This is a genomic window from Stenotrophomonas sp. NY11291, assembly GCF_023277365.1.
In the GTDB taxonomy this organism is placed as follows: domain Bacteria; phylum Pseudomonadota; class Gammaproteobacteria; order Xanthomonadales; family Xanthomonadaceae; genus Stenotrophomonas; species Stenotrophomonas geniculata.
Genome location: NZ_CP096975.1, coordinates 4,797,050 through 4,813,068 on the forward strand (window position 1 = coordinate 4,797,050; position 16,019 = coordinate 4,813,068).

18 protein-coding genes are annotated in these 16,019 nt (G+C 64.7%); 4 read left to right on the forward strand and 14 right to left on the reverse strand.

Annotated features, from left to right (window positions below; all coding sequences use genetic code 11):
* Positions 1–19: 19 nt before the first annotated feature.
* The 14 genes from M1L61_RS22405 to M1L61_RS22470 form a co-directional block, all read right to left on the reverse strand.
* Positions 20–277 carry an acyl carrier protein gene (locus M1L61_RS22405; protein ID WP_006402206.1) on the reverse strand — a complete coding sequence of 86 codons (258 nt, stop codon included), beginning with the start codon at positions 275–277 and terminating at the stop codon, positions 20–22.
* A 17-nt stretch (positions 278–294) separates the two neighbouring features.
* Complete coding sequence (locus tag M1L61_RS22410) at positions 295–552, reverse strand: phosphopantetheine-binding protein (RefSeq protein WP_005411610.1); 258 nt, start codon at positions 550–552, stop codon at positions 295–297.
* Complete coding sequence (locus M1L61_RS22415) at positions 539–1,336, reverse strand: lysophospholipid acyltransferase family protein (protein WP_010482327.1); 798 nt, start codon at positions 1,334–1,336, stop codon at positions 539–541. The genes M1L61_RS22410 and M1L61_RS22415 overlap by 14 nt, the downstream gene beginning before the upstream one ends.
* Positions 1,329–2,072 (reverse strand): beta-ketoacyl synthase chain length factor, encoded by a 744-nt coding sequence (locus M1L61_RS22420; protein ID WP_197654423.1) that lies wholly within the window; start codon positions 2,070–2,072, stop codon positions 1,329–1,331. The genes M1L61_RS22415 and M1L61_RS22420 overlap by 8 nt, the downstream gene beginning before the upstream one ends.
* 217 nt (positions 2,073–2,289) lie before the next feature.
* Positions 2,290–3,303, reverse strand: a complete 1,014-nt coding sequence (cydB, locus tag M1L61_RS22425; protein ID WP_010482330.1) for a cytochrome d ubiquinol oxidase subunit II — start codon at positions 3,301–3,303, stop codon at positions 2,290–2,292.
* A 1-nt stretch (position 3,304) separates the two neighbouring features.
* Positions 3,305–4,702, reverse strand: coding sequence for a cytochrome ubiquinol oxidase subunit I (locus tag M1L61_RS22430; RefSeq protein ID WP_049413148.1), 1,398 nt, complete (start codon positions 4,700–4,702; stop codon positions 3,305–3,307).
* A gap of 129 nt (positions 4,703–4,831) precedes the next feature.
* Positions 4,832–6,031 carry an ABC transporter permease gene (locus tag M1L61_RS22435; protein WP_126560443.1) on the reverse strand — a complete coding sequence of 400 codons (1,200 nt, stop codon included), beginning with the start codon at positions 6,029–6,031 and terminating at the stop codon, positions 4,832–4,834.
* Position 6,032: 1 nt separating this feature from the next.
* On the reverse strand, positions 6,033–7,331 hold the full coding sequence (locus tag M1L61_RS22440) for an FtsX-like permease family protein (RefSeq protein WP_053443723.1): 1,299 nt from the start codon (positions 7,329–7,331) through the stop codon (positions 6,033–6,035).
* A 27-nt stretch (positions 7,332–7,358) separates the two neighbouring features.
* Positions 7,359–8,183, reverse strand: coding sequence for a hypothetical protein (locus M1L61_RS22445; RefSeq protein WP_053443724.1), 825 nt, complete (start codon positions 8,181–8,183; stop codon positions 7,359–7,361).
* The gene (locus M1L61_RS22450) at positions 8,180–9,397 is read right to left on the reverse strand and encodes a hypothetical protein (RefSeq protein WP_053443725.1); all 1,218 of its coding nucleotides are present in this window, start codon (positions 9,395–9,397) and stop codon (positions 8,180–8,182) included. Before M1L61_RS22450 ends, M1L61_RS22445 begins: the two co-directional genes overlap by 4 nt.
* Positions 9,398–9,448: 51 nt before the next feature.
* Complete coding sequence (locus tag M1L61_RS22455) at positions 9,449–9,757, reverse strand: hypothetical protein (RefSeq protein ID WP_053443726.1); 309 nt, start codon at positions 9,755–9,757, stop codon at positions 9,449–9,451.
* Positions 9,758–10,082: 325 nt separating this feature from the next.
* A complete protein-coding gene (locus M1L61_RS22460; protein ID WP_019337910.1) occupies positions 10,083–10,298 on the reverse strand; it encodes a hypothetical protein in 216 nt (71 codons plus the stop codon).
* Positions 10,295–10,948 carry a sigma-70 family RNA polymerase sigma factor gene (locus M1L61_RS22465; protein WP_248854146.1) on the reverse strand — a complete coding sequence of 218 codons (654 nt, stop codon included), beginning with the start codon at positions 10,946–10,948 and terminating at the stop codon, positions 10,295–10,297. Before M1L61_RS22465 ends, M1L61_RS22460 begins: the two co-directional genes overlap by 4 nt.
* A 37-nt stretch (positions 10,949–10,985) precedes the next feature.
* Positions 10,986–11,315: a hypothetical protein gene (locus M1L61_RS22470; RefSeq protein ID WP_010482336.1), complete on the reverse strand. Its 330-nt coding sequence runs from the start codon at positions 11,313–11,315 to the stop codon at positions 10,986–10,988.
* Positions 11,316–11,482: 167 nt separating this feature from the next.
* Here M1L61_RS22470 and M1L61_RS22475 point away from each other — a divergent pair, with 167 nt between their 5' ends.
* The 4 genes from M1L61_RS22475 to M1L61_RS22490 all read left to right on the forward strand — a co-directional run bounded on the left by M1L61_RS22475 (position 11,483) and on the right by M1L61_RS22490 (position 16,007).
* Positions 11,483–13,852, forward strand: a complete 2,370-nt coding sequence (locus M1L61_RS22475; RefSeq protein WP_053443729.1) for a S9 family peptidase — start codon at positions 11,483–11,485, stop codon at positions 13,850–13,852.
* A complete protein-coding gene (locus M1L61_RS22480; protein ID WP_053443730.1) occupies positions 13,849–14,268 on the forward strand; it encodes an NUDIX domain-containing protein in 420 nt (139 codons plus the stop codon). The genes M1L61_RS22475 and M1L61_RS22480 overlap by 4 nt, the downstream gene beginning before the upstream one ends.
* A gap of 204 nt (positions 14,269–14,472) precedes the next feature.
* The gene (locus tag M1L61_RS22485; protein ID WP_148563107.1) at positions 14,473–14,856 is read left to right on the forward strand and encodes a hypothetical protein; all 384 of its coding nucleotides are present in this window, start codon (positions 14,473–14,475) and stop codon (positions 14,854–14,856) included.
* Between the two features lie 32 nt (positions 14,857–14,888).
* A complete protein-coding gene (locus tag M1L61_RS22490; protein ID WP_053443731.1) occupies positions 14,889–16,007 on the forward strand; it encodes a hypothetical protein in 1,119 nt (372 codons plus the stop codon).
* Positions 16,008–16,019 lie beyond the last annotated feature (12 nt).

Genomic DNA, 16,019 nt, shown 5'->3' on the forward strand with positions numbered 1-16,019 from the left:
GGAGCCGTCGGCGCTGCGGTCAGGCGGCTGCCTGGTCCGGCAGCAGCCTGTGCACCACATCAACGATGTCCTGCACGGTACGCACGGCCTTGAACGCTTCCGGCTGCAGATTGCGGCCGAGCAGCGGCTTGAGCTGCACGATCAGGTCCACCGCATCGATGCTGTCGATGTCCAGGTCGTCGTACAGGCGGGCCTCGGGCGTGATCCGGGCGGTTTCGATCTCGAAGCTGTCGGTCAGGATGCTGACGATGCGTTCGAACAGTTCATTCTTGGTCATGGCAGGTCCTGGCACCGTTACGACTGGCGGGCGGCGACGAACTCGCCGAGCGCGCGCACGCTGGAGAAATGGCGACGGGTTTCTTCCGAATCGGCCGAGAGGCTCACACCGTACTTCTTCTGCAGCGCCAGGCCCAGCTCCAGCGCGTCGATCGAATCCAGGCCAAGGCCCTCGACGAACAGCGGCGCGGTCGGATCGATGTCCTCCGGCGTGATGTCCTCCAGCGAAAGGGAGGAAATGATCAATTCCTTGATCTCGTGCTCAAGTGCTTGCACGGTTCGGATCTCCAGACAGGTCGAAATAACGAGAAAGGTGCTCGGTGACGCGACGGGCTGCCAAGGCATCCCCCCTTGGCGAGTCGTCTTCGGCCAGAAATGGCGCGATCGGGATATCTTCGCCGATCTGCAGCCGAACGTGAAAGCGACGTGAGGGGACACGATACCACTTCTGCCCCTTGGTCAGCGTTGGCGGGCTGCAGGTGATCCGCACCGGGGTGATGTCCAGGCGGCCGCGCACGGCGATGTTGGCCGCGCCCCGCTGCAGCCGCGGCGGCTGTCCGGGCACGCTGCGGGTGCCCTCCGGGAAGATGACCAGGGTGCCTCCAGCGCGCACTGCGGCCACACAGTCATCGACCAGGCCGGCACCATCGTCATTGGCGATGTAGCCGGCGGCCCGTACCGGACCGCGCATGAACGGGTTGCAGGCCACGGCCCGCTTGACCACGCAGTCGGCGTTGGGAAGCAGCGAGATCAGGCAGACCACGTCGATCAGGGTGGGGTGGTTGGCCAGCACCAGCAGGCCGTCGCGCTGCAGGCGCTCACCGCCCTCGATCTCGTAGGTCATCACCCCCAGCCCGCGCATCAGCCGCAGGTGGCTGGCGAACGCGACCTGGACCACGCGCCGGGCGCGGCGGCGGCGCGCCACCGGGTCACGCATCAGCAGCAGTACCGGCATCACCAGAACGCCGAGCAGCAGCCCGCCCAGGCCAAACGCGACGAAGCTGAGGCCGGTGCCAAACACACGCCAGGCATGGTCGAGGCGGCGCAGCAGCTCAGCCACGGCGGCTCCAGCACCAGCGCTGGCCGTGGGCCACGTGTTCCAGTGCCGGCGCGCCGGACAACAGGAACCGGTGCAGGTCCAGCGCATGCGGCAGCAGGCCGGGCGCAGTGCTGGCCTGGCCGTCGGCCGACTGCCACTGCAGCGACAGCGTCGGCCGGCCCTCTGCCGGAGCGGTCAAACGCCAGCACCACGCAAAGAACGGATCGGGTTCGTCGGCGAACGTCGCGTATATTTCAGGAAGTGGCGACTCGTAGACCACTACCCGTACCTCGCGGGCGCCATCGGCCAGCAGGCCGACGGCCTCCAGGCAGGCCGTCTCCACCGTGGCCTGGCCCGCCGCCAGCGCCAGGTAGTTGCCGCGGTGACCGCGGGCGATCGAATACAGCGCGGCGATCGCGTTGTGCACGGACAGGCCGAATCCGGTCGGCGACAACGGCTGGTCGCCGACCAGCGCGCCCAGCAGGTCCATCGAACGGGCCACGTCGCCGTGGCGGCTGGCGAACACCAGCGGGACGTCACTGTCGGCGCCCTGCCCGTCCTCGCACCAGCACGCGGCCTGGATCGCCATACGACCCAGCCGCTCGATGCGACGGCGCTGCATCGCCGGCACTTCGGCCAGCGCCGGCGTGTCCCCGCCATGCGGCAGGTACGGCGTATCGGCCCAGCCCAGCCACTGGCTGCGCTCACTCAGGCCGGGCGCCCAGGCGGCCCAGTCGACGATGGAAAATTCGATCATTTGGCGATGGTGCTTCAACGGGAGAACGATAGGCACGAGCCATTACGGCGACGCGCGGCGGCCCCCCGTTCCTGCAGCCGTGCGTCCGTCCAGGACGTCGCCGGCTGCCCCCCTGGCCGCCGGAAAGGAGCGCACGCTAGCACGTCCCGCGCGGGGTGTGCAGGTTTCACATTCCCCAACACGGGGCCCGGCAAGCGCAGGCCCCGTCTTCAATCGATCAGTGGTAACCGGTGTCGGCGTGCACCTTGCCGCGGAATACCCGGTACGACCATGCCGTGTAGCCGAGGATGACCGGCAGCAGAATGACCAGCCCGACCAGGGTGAAGCCCAGCGAGGAGGCCGGCGCGGCGGCCTGCCACAGCGTCATCGACGGCGGCAGAAGGTAGGGCCACATGCCCAGCACCAGGCCGAGGAAGCCGAGCACGAACAGGGCCAGGCTGAGCAGGAACGGCGGCAGGTCACGGCGCGGGTGGGTGGCACTGCGCCACAGCGCGGCGGCTACCGCCAGGGTCAGCAGCGGCACCGGCGACAGCCACCAGAAGTTGCCGTCGCTGAACCAGCGATCCATCAACCGCGAATCGAGGAACGGCAGCCAGCTGCTGACCAGGCCCATCGCCGCGATCACCGCCACCACCAGCGGCCGGGTCATCTGCCGCGCCAGCGCCTGCACGCGCCCTTCGGTCTTCAGGATCAGCCAGGTGCTGCCCAGCAGCGCGTAGCCGGCGACCAGCGCAGCGCCGGTCAGCATCGCGAACGGGCTGAACCAAGCGAACGGCCCGCCCTGATAGACACCGTCCACCAGCGGGATGCCCTGCACCAGGGTGCCGAGGATCACGCCTTGGGCGAAGGTCGCCAGCAGCGAACCGAGGCCGAACGCCACGCTCCACAGCCGGCGCGAACGATGCGCCTTGAAGCGGAACTCGAACGCCACGCCGCGGAACACCAGCGCCACCACCAGCAGCAGCACCGGCAGGTACAGCGCCGACAGCAGCACCGCATACGCCTTCGGGAACGCCGCCAGCAGGCCGGCGCCACCGAGCACCAGCCAGGTCTCGTTGCCGTCCCAGATCGGCGCGGCGGTGTTCATCATCAGGTCCAGCTGTTCCTCGTCCTCGGCGAACGGGGCGAGGATGCCGATGCCGAGCACGAAGCCGTCCAGCACCACGTACATCAGCACGCCGAAGCCGATCACCGCGAACCATGCCACCGGCAGCCAGGTCATCAGGTCCATGTCAGCGTTCCTCCAGCGGTTCGTCGGCGGCCGACAGCGGGCGTGCCGGGGTATGGCTGCCGTGGTCCAGCGACGGCCCCTCGGCGTACGGCTGCGGCCCATGGCGCAGGATCTTCACCAGGTACCAGATGCCCCAGCCAAACACGAAGGCATAGCCAACAACGTAGACGCCCAGCGACAGCGCGGTCATCCACGCGCTCTGCGGGCCCACTGCATCAGCGGTGCGCAGCACGCCATACACCACCCACGGCTGGCGCCCCATCTCGGTAACGAACCAACCCGACAGCAGCGCGATGAAGCCACTGGGCAGCATCCAGTTCCAGCCGCGCAGCAGCCACGGCGAATCCAGCAGCTTCTTCCGCCACAACTGGAAGGCCGATACCCAGGCCAGCAACAGCATCAGCGTGCCCAGCCCGACCATGATGCGGAAGGCGAAGAACACCGGCGTCACCGGCGGCCGCTCGCTGGCGGGTACCGAGGTGAGAGGATCGAAGGTACCGTCCAGGCTGTGGGTGAGGATCACGCTGCCCAGCTTCGGGATGGCAACTTCGAAATCGTTGCGCTCTTCCTTCTCGTTCGGCAACGCGAAGACCACCAGCGGCACGCCCTCGCCTTCCTTGGTTTCATGCCAGTGCGCTTCCATCGCCGCGATCTTCATCGGCTGATGCTTGAGCGTGTTCAGGCCATGCATGTCGCCGACGAAGATCTGCACCGGCACGGTCAGTGCTGCGAACCCCACCGCCGCGATCAGCATGCGTCGGCCCGCTTCCACGTGCGTTCCCTTTCGCAGGTACCACGCACCCACGCCACCGATCACGAAACAGGTGGTGATGAACGAGCCCAGCGCCATGTGCGCCAGGCGATAGGGGAACGAGGGGTTGAACACCACTTGCCACCAATCGACTGGATGCACGATGCCGTTGACCATCTCGTAGCCGGCCGGTGTATGCAGCCAGCTGTTGGACGACAGGATCCAGAACGTGGAGAACAGCGTGCCCAGCGCGACCATGCAGGTGGACAGGAAATGCAGGCGCGGCGAGACCCGGCCCCAGCCGAACATCATCACGCCGAGGAAGCTGGCTTCCAGGAAGAACGCGGTCAGCACCTCGTAGGTCAGCAGCGGGCCGATGACCGTGCCAGCCACCTCGCTCAGCCGCGGCCAGTTGGTACCGAACTGGAAGGCCATGACGATGCCGCTGACCACGCCCATGCCGAACGACACCGCGAAGATCTTCTGCCAGAAGAAATACAGCTCGCGCCACACGGGCAACTTCGTGCGCAGCCAGCGCCATTCGATGAAGGCCAGCCAGCTGGCCGTGCCAATGGTGAAGGCGGGGAACAGCACGTGGAAACTGATGACGAATCCGAACTGGATCCGGGACAACAACAACGCGTCCAAGGGACGCCTCCTGCCTGTGACCGGTGGGATACCGGACCACTTTAGGAGGATTTCGTTAAGGTGGGATGCGACCGGGTGACGCGCTGCTTCACTTTGTCGCAGGTAGAGCTGGGCTCACGGGCGAACGAATCAGAACGGCTTCAACAACGCCAATGGCTCCTCCCGCACCGTTCGCCATGCACGGGGCAGCAGGGCGGCAAGACTCGACACCATCACCAGCATGAACGCCATCAACCCTGTCAGCCACGACGATATCGAGCTTCGGTCCTCGGGCGACCAGAACAGGTACAGCGAACACGCGCCCAGCACGGCGCCAGGAATGGTGAAAATGCTGACTTCGAAGATGATCTCCGTGAAGATCACCGATGCGCGCGCACCCAACGTTCGACGGATACCGATGGAGCGCCGCCTACGCTCCAGCCATGCGCCTACCACGCCGGACACGCCGGCCATCAGCACACCCAGGACCACCGCTGCCATGAAAGCGAGCATGGCCGTCGTGAAGCGGTCTGCACGAAGGTAGGCATCGCGATATCCGGCCAACGTGTCAACGCCTGTCGGATTCACGACGCGATAGGGCTGCCGCAGCGCCTCAACGGTGCGGTCAAGCAACACGCGATCCACCTCCGCGTGGGATTCGATCAGGTAATAGCGGCTCGCACCGGTTGGAAAACCGGGAAACAGCGCCCACTGCGAGTCCCGATCGTTTCCACCTGGCGCAGGCCCGACGATGGACGAGAACACACCCACGATCACCCTGCTGCTTCCCGGCCCGAAGTACAGCTGACGACCCACGGCGCTCTCCGAGCCAAACAGATGGACGGCCAATGCCTCGCTGATCAGCACGACCGGCGCGCCGTCGGTCGCCTCATGGTCTGCCGGCAAACGCCCCTTCACCACCTGTGCCCCCAGCATCGTCAACAGGCCTGGGCTGGCGGTTATCACGGGAATGCGATCACAGCCTGCCACGTCGCTGCTGCCAGCCGCCATGGCGTGTGCCATGGCTGCATCACTGGTGCATGCACCGTAATGATGAGCCCTGCCTCCGAACGGAACCGAATCGCTGGCGACCGCCTGCCGGACGCCAGGGAGCTGGATGGCGGAGAGGTCCGATCGCACCAACGAAGGCGCCACCCTCTCTTCGATATCGGAGACCCGGATGACACCGATCGCCTGTGCTCCCTCGATGCCCCGCGTGTTCAATCGTGAGAAACCATCTGCGGCAGACTGCAGGGCAAAGGCGCAGGCCAGGCTGGCCAGTGCGGCCTGTACAAACAGCAGCGACGCGCGGCCCAGGTGGTTGCGGACTTCCTGCATTGAATCCAGCATTTCACGCCGCTCCCTTTGCAAACAACCGCGACAGCGATCCGCTCCGGCAGACTTCCAGCGCGGGGATGAACGCGCACAACAGCGCTGTCGCGAACCCAACCCCGGCTGCCATCAGTACGGACGCGGGGTCCAGCGTAGTGATGGCCGACGGAAGCACCTCCCCTGTCGCCACCAGCCGCATGCCCACCGCATACGCAATGGCCGCCAATGCAGCACTGGCCAATCCCGACGATGCGCATTCCCACATGAGCTGGGCAAAAACATCCCTCCGCCGGGCACCCAGCGCGCGACGTATCGCAAGCTCGCGACGGCGCGCGCCCAGGCTGAATCCCAGCAGCGCGGCTGCATTGACGATGCAGACCACCAGCAGAAGCAGTGCCAGATGAAGCTGTGTCCGGGTGCGTTCAGGGACCAGCCCCTGTCGGTCCAGCCACGCCATCAGCGGCCAGAGCCCGACCTGATCGCTGTCCGGGTCAACCTGCAGATCCCGGGCTTGCGCGTACGCGTTCAGCATCGCGCGGTATCCAGACACGTCATCCACTGTCGGTAACCATGTCCACAGTTGCAGCCAGGACGCCTGCGGGCCAGCAAGGTCCACTCCCTCCCCACCGCCCCAGACCGCCACGCCGTCGACCACGGTCAATCCGTCCGCAATGGCAGTTTCAACCGGTAGATAGATCTGATCGGGTTCCACGAAAGGACGACGGGTCACGTCTCCCTGGAACATCGGCACCGGATGCCAGTCCTCCGCCACGCCGACAACCGTGTATGTGCGCCCGCTCAGCTCCAGCGGATGACCGATGCATCCGGCCGGGCACTCGACCGCTGCGAGTGCCCGTGACAGCACAGCGATCCGACTTCCAGCCTGCCCTTCCTCCGCCGTCCACGATCGCCCTTGCACCAGAGTGATCCCGAGCACGCCGAACACTCCTGACGTTGCGTATCTGGCACGCAGCCGGGCGCTTGATTGCCCCGGTTTCAGCAGGGTCACGGCACCACCGGCCATGGCCGCCTGATTCCAGGCATACCCTTGGTCCAGCAGGGCTTTGGCATCAGGCCAGGTCAACCCCTGCCCAGGATCAGGTGCCGCCGCGTGCTGTGCTCCCGGGCGCACGTCCAGGTGTGGACGGAAGAGCGACCCGCTGCGTCCCGGGACCGGATCGGAGGATGCCTGCAGCACAATGGACAGCATCACCATGGCGGTTCCCACTCCCGCACCGAGCATGAGAGCGACGGCAATGTGCGTCCGGAGGCGCTGCCGAAAGCGCTTAAGCGACAGAGAAACGTAATAGAAGATCATACACCCTCCATGGAGTTGACCCTGTGCCTAGACAGACGCGATCGGCATCCCACGCAGAAGCAGATCCCTGCTTCTCACTGGATCGCCAAGGGTGGCCAGATACGGGCTGAATGCACAGAAAGTGATTGTCGTCCCTTGGACGTAAAATAAGATCTCGCCAATTCTGCTATCGAACGTTTCGCGACATGCAGCTACTAGCGATCTGATAACACCCGCGCCGATCGATACCGCGTCTCGTGGAAATTCCAGGTCAACCGCATCGCCGTGATAGCTGCAGACTACGGGCACACCCTCAGGCCGTTCAACGAAGAAGGGATGCCACTGCTCCTCTCCCTCTTCTACATCCGACGTCCCATCCCACTTGAAGTAGGACCATACGGATTTCTGTACAGGATCCTTGAGATGAGAAGTGTCTGGCATCCTGTGGCCAAAGCCAAACGCGAATGGTGGAACTCTGATGTCCGAAACAAGGCCAGAAATCAGCATCCACTGAACATTCAGCGGAAGAAGTGATTTACTCACCCCGCGAGTACCGATTCCATGCGCCAGTGTTGCGGCACCCACCAGGAGAGAGCCCAGTGCAGCATGTGCCCAATTCTCATGTAGTCCACACTTGCGGAGCTTCATGCCGATATCGCAACGAGAGATATCAAACACCCGGTTGATTACGTAGCCTGCATGCAGCATTGGCTTCCGACCAAGGGGCGCGGCAACGATCGGCGTCGCTTCCCGGATCGTCCACAGGCTGGTCAGCTGATCCAGATGAATCACGGTTACTTCCCTGACGTCGCGCAGAGCGACCGCGACTGCGTCCTGCTCATCCGAGTGAAGAACGACAATGGAATTTTTCATGCCACCGCCTCCGCGACCACAGCGCCTTCAGGAGATCTGTAAACTCTCTTGATTTCACTCTGCATTTCGTCGACCAGTTCCGTGAGCTTTTCTGAAGGCGCTTCTTCCAACACAAAAAGCGTCGATACTCTCCTCTCGATGAAGAACCCCCCATCGATATGCATCAGCCTTCGCCTCACTCTTCTGATTGCTGCATGGTCGAAGTCCACGAAGAATTCCAAGGCACGAGCGAGCAACTGATGAATGGCGTAGTAGACGAACACAGCGTGAACCAGCGAGTGATTGGGAATGAAATTTCCCGACCAGGGGGAGACCGGCCGAACGCGGATTGCGCTGGACATGAACTTCCCGTAGACATCCTCATATGCTGAAAGAAACGAATGCACAGATTCATGCAGGATCGCTTCTGCGCAAAGATCCACCGTCATTTCTTCCCTATGGACATTCAGCACGCGAATGCAGCCCGCGTGAGTTGGCCGATACTCCGATCCAAGGTTGAGCTGGGCTACGCTGTCACCAACGCCAATGGATTTTCTGACAAGAACACGCCTTGTGAATGTTCGAATCAACAAGCCGAGATGCGGAACTGACTCGTCCACCATACGAATGGCCGCTTCAAGCTTGTTCCTTATTACTTGAATCTCGTGCTGTGGGATATCCAATGATGGTTGGCAGAACGTTCCGCTCTCGGGTTCGTACCTCTGCGAAAGCCGGCTGTCCACATCAAGGACAATCACTCCACCAATCCTGGGTCTGTCCATCCTTTCAGCGATGTCGCCCTCACTCGTTGTCACCCAGTCGCCCAGAGCGCTTTCGAGCGGGCTCGCGACAGCAGGCCGCTTCGGCTCGATGGTGTGGGTGCGCTGTTGAGCCGGGCACTCGGCGATAGCCGCAAACCAAAGAGCATCGAGAGTCGAAACCGGCTCACCATGCTGATCTTCATATGCGATGCCCGCCGACTCGTCCAGGAATGCGGATACCCAAGGCGAGGCAAGAAGCCTCCGTCTTCCGGCAGCGTCAAGGCGATGAATTGCACGCTCTATCGCGTCGACCCGGCCCTGAATCCCAGCCCCTTCACCTCGCTTGACTGAAAGCGCAACTCCCAAGCGTTGCCCAGTAATCTCGATCCACGATTTCATCAACGCCACGCACACATCGGCCGTGCGTCCGGGCTCATCTATCGCCCCCTTCAGATCTTCAAAGCACAGCTCCATCAATCGCTCCTTGATGGCGGGCGATCACCTTTACAGCGATCGCCCGTTCTGTCAGATAATGAATTTCCGGACTTCAGGAACTGCGTGCGCGAACCTGAAACTCTCCTTCTGCTGATCTCCGGTGGAGTAGTGTCCGCAATGGGTACCGCCACTCGAGTAGCTCGTGCACTGCGTACCTGCGATTTCATGATCGCCAGGCAGTTCGTGCGTAGACATCCCACTATCGATGCTGATTTCTGGAATCGAGAGGCTCTGAACCAGTGGCGACGCATCCGACTGCGCTGCAGCTGCAATGCCGGACAGGCCAAGCAGTGCTACGAGAGTAGGGGGAAGCAGCACAGACTTGTCGATCTTCGACATGACTCATCTCCGTTGAAGTTGATGGAACGCGAACAGGTCCAAGCCTCCCCGGCTATGACCTGCGTCAGCGATTGCCGACGACCGAGAGTTCCCTAGGACGCACATGAACCTCAATAGCGGAATGGAACTCTGCAACTATCCTCAAGATGGTTGAGAGCTCAGAATCATTGTCGGCAACATCAGCCTACGATTGGCGGCGCGATCACGACTCGTCATGGCGCTAATCACCACATCTTGATGAAGCTCGTGAGTTTCACGAGTCCTCATTCCAGGTCATTGGTCTTGCAGACCACGCAGAATGCGTCTAACGCACCACCACGTCCTGTCAGCGCCAGAAGTACCAGACAGCCCCTGCCACCAACGCCCCCAGCAACACCACCTGCACCACCACATACCCCACGCCACTGTCGCGCGACTCAGCGGCGATGCGCTTCTGCAGCGCCTCGCTCACATCCGGTGTCTGTTCCTGCTGCGCCTGCTCACGCAACGCCTGCGCCAGCGCGCGCTTTTCCGCATCGCGAGGGTCGGTCGGTGGATTCACAGCAGTTCTCCGGCGGTGGCATGCCGCGTCAGTTCCTGCTTCAGGACCTGGCGCGCACGGTGAAGGTGGCTCTTGATGGTACCGCGTGCCAGTCCAGTCACCTGCTCGATCTCGGCCAGATCGAAATCCTCCAGGTAATGCAGGCCGACGATCAGCCGCTGCGGTGCACTCAGCCGTTCCAGCGCCGCGCCAAGATGGCGACCAGCCTGCAGCGCCTCGCTCAGTTCAGCCGGCCCCGGCCCTTCATCGCCAATACCCAGTTCCTCGGGTACTTCCACCGCCACCATCCATTGCGCCTCCAGCCGTCGCCGGCGCAGGTGTTGCAATGCCGTGGTGTAAGCCACCCGTGAAACCCAGGTGCGCAGCGAGGATTCAAAGCGGAACCGGTGCAGCTGGCGGAACACGGCCAGGAAGGTTTCCTGCAGCAGGTCGGCCACCTGATCACGGTCGCCCACCATGCGCCCGATCACATGCGCGCAGGTGCGCTGGTGGGTCTCCACCAGCTTCGCGAAGGCCGCCTGCGAGCCGTCGATGATGGCCCGCACCAAGGCTTGGTCCGCATCCAGCGGTTCGATGGGTGCCGCCGTCGCCGCCGTATCGTGGCGGCGATGGCCCCGCAGTGCCGACAATGCTTCGCCGAGCAGGCTCATCTATGGAGCGCCCCCTGTGCCCATGGCATGGGCCGGCTCAGCCCTTGCGTGCGGCAGGACGGGTGAAGTGCCAGGCCAGCAGCTGGCCGAGGCCGGCACTGCCGACCATCGCGGCGGCGGCGCCGAAGGTCAGTTCGCGTGCACCGATCGCCTCCAGCAGGCCCATTGCCACGGCCAGGCTGACCAGGCTGATGCCCCAGCGCAGCGCGCCCTGGCGGCGGCGTTCTTCTTCCAGTACCGCCAGCGAGCGGATAACTTCCTCCGGCACGTGCGGAGCCACCAGCTTGCTGCGGGCGCGGGCATCGGCAATGGCATGGATCGCGTAGGCGATGCAGATGAAGAGGGTGATCGGGATCAGTTCCTGCATGGTCGGACTCCTGTTCGGTGGATGATGCGGGTTCAGGAGAATGGATGCGCGACCACGGCAACCGGTTGCACCACTTTGCCAATCTCGCTGCCATGACCTGTGGCCCCTGTCCCGGGCCGGGGCGGCTGGTACCCTTGGCCGGTTTCCTCTTCTGGTGCCGTCCGCCCATGTCCCGAGTGCTGCCCCTGTCCCTCCTGCTGTCGGCCGTGCTGGCCGCACCGGCTGCGCATGCCGCGCCGACGCCGATCACCATCGAACAGGCCATGGCCGACCCGGACTGGATCGGTCCGCCGGTCGAGAAGGCCTGGTGGTCGTGGAACAGCCAGCAGGTGGAATACCAGCTCAAGCGTAGCGGCAGCCCGGTGCGCGATACCTTCCGCCAGCCGCTGGCCGGTGGCGTGGCCGCGCAGGTGGCCGATGACCAGCGCGGCACCCTGGACGTGGCCGAGCCGGTCTACGACCGCAGCCGCAGCCGCAGCGCCTTCGTCCGCAATGGCGATGTGTTCGTGCGCGACCTGCGCAGCGGCGCGCTAACCCAGCTGACCCGCAGTAACGAGCGCGCGGGCAACGTGAACTTCGCCGCCGACAACGGCGTGATCTGGCGCGTCGGCCAGAACTGGTTCCACTGGACCGCCGCCAGCGGCGTGCAGCAGGTGGCCAGCCTGAAGGCCGAGAAGGATCCGCGTACGGCACCGAAGGCCGATGTGCTGCGCGACCAGCAGCTGCGCACGCTGGAAACCCTGCGCCGCGACCGTGACCAGCGCGAAGCACTGAAGGACCAGGACCAGCGCTGGCGCCAGGCCGACCCGACCCGCGCACCGGGCCCGGTGTACCTGGGCGCCGACGTGGAGATCGCCGACAGCGTGCTGTCGCCGGACCTGACCCACCTGATCGTGGTGACCAAGCCGAAGGACTTCGATGACGGCCGTGGCGGCAAGATGCCGCTATACGTGACCGAATCGGGCTACGAGGAAACCGAAGACACCCGCACCCGCGTCGGCCGCAACGGCTTCGAACCGCATACCCTGTGGTACGTGGACGTGCGCACCGGCAAGGCCGAGAAGGTTTCGCTGGCTGGCCTGCCGGGCATCGGCACCGATCCGCTGGCCGAGCTGCGCCGCAAGGCCGGCAAGGACGCGCTGAAGGGCGAGCGCAGCCTGCAGGTGATGAGCGACTTCATGGGCGGTGGCATCCGCTGGAGCGCCGACGGCCAGCAAGCTGCGGTGATGCTGCGTGCCAACGACAACAAGGACCGCTGGATCATCAGCGTCAACGCTGCCGACGGCCGCGTGCAGAACCGCCACCGCCTGACCGACAACGCCTGGATCAACTGGGGCTTCAACGATTTCGGCTGGATGGCCGATGGCCGCACGCTGTGGCTGCTGTCGGAGGAATCGGGCTTCTCGCACCTGTACACCCAGGCCGGTACCGCAAAGCCGCAGGCGCTGACCAGCGGCAAGTGGGAAACCTCGGCGCCGGTGCCGTCGGCCGATGGCAAGGGCTTCTACTTCCTGTGCAACCAGCAGGCGCCACATGACTACGAAGTCTGCGCGGTCGACACCGGCAGCCGCCAGGTGCGCGAGCTGACCAGCCTCAACGGCGTGGAAGACTTCTCGCTGTCGCCGGACGGCCAGCAGCTGCTGGTGCGCTACTCCGGCGCCTACCTGCCGCCGCAGCTGGCCGTACTGCCCAGTGCCGGTGGCCAGACACGCGTGCTGACCGACACCCGCACCGCCGACTACAAGGCGCGCCAGTGGATCCAGCCGAAGCTGGTGGCAGTGCCGTCCAAGCATGGTGCCGGCGTGGTCTGGGCCAAGTACTACGAACCGGAAAACAAGGAACCGGGGAAGAAGTACCCGATCGTGATGTTCGTGCACGGCGCCGGCTACCTGCAGAACGTGCACCAGCGCTACCCGGCCTACTTCCGCGAGCAGATGTTCCACAACCTGCTGGTGCAGAAGGGCTACATCGTGCTGGATATGGATTACCGCGGCAGCGAGGGCTACGGCCGCGACTGGCGCACGGCGATCTACCGCAACATGGGCCACCCGGAACTGGAAGACTACAAGGACGGCCTGGACTGGCTGGTCGACACCCAGCAGGGTGACCGCGACCACGCCGGCATCTACGGTGGTTCCTATGGCGGCTTCATGACCTTCATGGCGCTGTTCCGCTCGCCGGGCACCTTCAAGGCCGGCGCCGCGCTGCGCCCGGTGGTGGACTGGCACCAGTACAACCACGGCTACACCAGCAACATCCTCAACACCCCGGACATCGATCCGGAGGCGTACCGCGTGTCCTCGCCGATCGAGTACGCGCAGAACCTGCAGGACAACCTGCTGATCGCCCACGGCATGATGGATGACAACGTGTTCTTCCAGGACTCGGTGAACCTCACCCAGCGCCTGATCGAACTGCACAAGGACAACTGGTCGATCGCACCGTACCCGCTGGAACGCCACGGCTACACCCGTGCCGATTCCTGGCTGGACCAGTACAAGCGCATCCTCAAGCTGTTCGAGCAGAACCTGAAGTGAGCAACGCCGCGGCCACGATCCACATCGTGGCCGCGGTCATCCTGGATGACCGCGGCCAGGCGCTGGTGGTGCGCAAGCAGGGCGCCAGCCGCTTCATCCAGCCGGGCGGCAAGCCCGAACCCGGCGAGGCGCCTCTGCAGGCGCTGGCCCGCGAACTGGATGAAGAAATTGGTGTGAAGCTGCGCGCCGGGACCGCCATCGCGCTGGGCACGTTCGAGGACTGGGCGGTGAATGAGCCTGGCCACCGCGTACAGGCACAGGCCTGGTGGGTGCAGGTGCACGGCACGCCACAGGCGCGCGCCGAGATCGCCGAACTGGCCTGGGTGCCGCTGCAACCACCGCATGGCCTGCCCTTGGCACCGTTGAGCGAACACCATATCCTGCCGGCCGTCGCCACCCGGATGACGGCCCGCTGATTACCCCACTGCTGCCCAGGACATCGGATGTCGCTTCAATCGCCCCAAGGCCGTCCTCCCAGCGCAGTCGCCGCCCAGGATTTCATCCGACCGCTGGGCTTGGCTTCCCTACTGGTCTGCGTAGGATTCATCGTACTCATTGCACTTCAAGCAGTGTTGCTTTGGCAGCTGGCTGACAGTCCGCTCTGGCAGAGAATGATCATGATGGCCACTGAGCAGGGTTTCCCCCACAGCGTGCAGTGGATGCTGAAGGACCCGGTCGCCGCCACATTATGGCTGTCGCTACCCGGCATACCTGCCGTGCTTTCAAGCTGGGGCTTCTACCGGCAGCGTCGCTGGGGACTCTGGAGCTACGTGGCGTTGCTGTGGTTGTCCGCGGTGGCGAATTTCGCAGTCGTCTGGTGGCTGGACAGCATCTTCGCTGACCTCATGACGCATATCGTCGATCCACATACGCTGCGCGAAGCCCAGGTCCAACGAATCCTGGTGTCACTGACCTTGTCCGGAGGCGCCGTGGCCATACTCGTTGCACAGGGCTGGCTGGCCTGGCGCCTGCTGCGGCCGGACATCCGCTCACGTTTCCACTGAGCCCCCCTTTTCCGCACGACAAGGACCGTCGCATGCGCTTGCAGGCTCTTCTCCCCGCACTGCTGCTGTTCGCCGCGCTGCCAGCCGGCGCCGACGCGTTGCAGTGTGGCGAATACCGCAGCGCCGATGGCGGCATGGCGCTGGTGTTCACCACCCCCAGCAGCGGCTACCACCACGATGACGGCAGCGAGCCGCAGCCGCTGTGGGTTGATCGCAGTGCGGCGCAGACACGCCTGGTCATGCTCGACGATGGCGTGGCGGAGCCGATCCGGATCAGTGCCGATGGCCAGCGCATCGAGGACGAGGGCGTCGTGGTCTATACCCTGCGCCAGCCCCGCACCTGCGCCACCGAGCCCAGCGCGACGGACGGCAGCTGCCGCGCCGCCGGCAGCCACTGCATTGCGCAGCTGCCCGCCGCCTCTCCCGGCCAGGCCCAGCGCGCGTGCCGCGAGGGCGTTGGCGCGGGCTGCTCGGCGCTGTTGCGACAACTGCGCGATGGCAATGCCGCAGCCGCTGGTGACACCGGCGCCGCCCTCTTCGAGCGCCCGTCCGCCTGCCGCGAACACACGCCCGAGCATGACCCGCAGGCCTGCGAGGCGCTGACCGGTGATGCGCTGGCCACCGCGATGCAGCGGATGGTTGAACGCCTGCAACAGGAAGACGAAGACGCACTGGATTCACCGCTTCCGGCCGCTGCACGCGATCGTCTGCAGCAGCTGTGCCTGCAGCACCGCAGTGGTCGCTTCTGCGTCGAAGTGGCCGAACAGCAGTTGATCGCGCTGGAACCCGCGTTGGCGGTGCAGGCCCTGCAGGTGGTCTGCGATGCAGGCCGCATCAGTGCCTGCGAACGCATCGCACCGCTGCGCGATCTCGGCACGGACCTGCGCCTCGTCCCGGCCCAGCGGGTGCCGTGCGGCCGCTATCAGGCCGACGGTGGCGTGATCGACAGGCTCGACTTCGGCGATGGCGCGCGTGGCCGTCTGCATGACGGCGCGATCCACCTGCAGCAGAACGGCGAAGCCCTTTTGCTGCGTCAGCTCGGCAATGGCGACCTGCTCGGTATGGATGCGCAGACGGGATATCAGCGTTACCAGCCGGTGCCCGGCACGGCACAATGCACGCCCCCGCGCGAGGGCCGTGGTTCGCCGTAGCGCCTGGAGTTT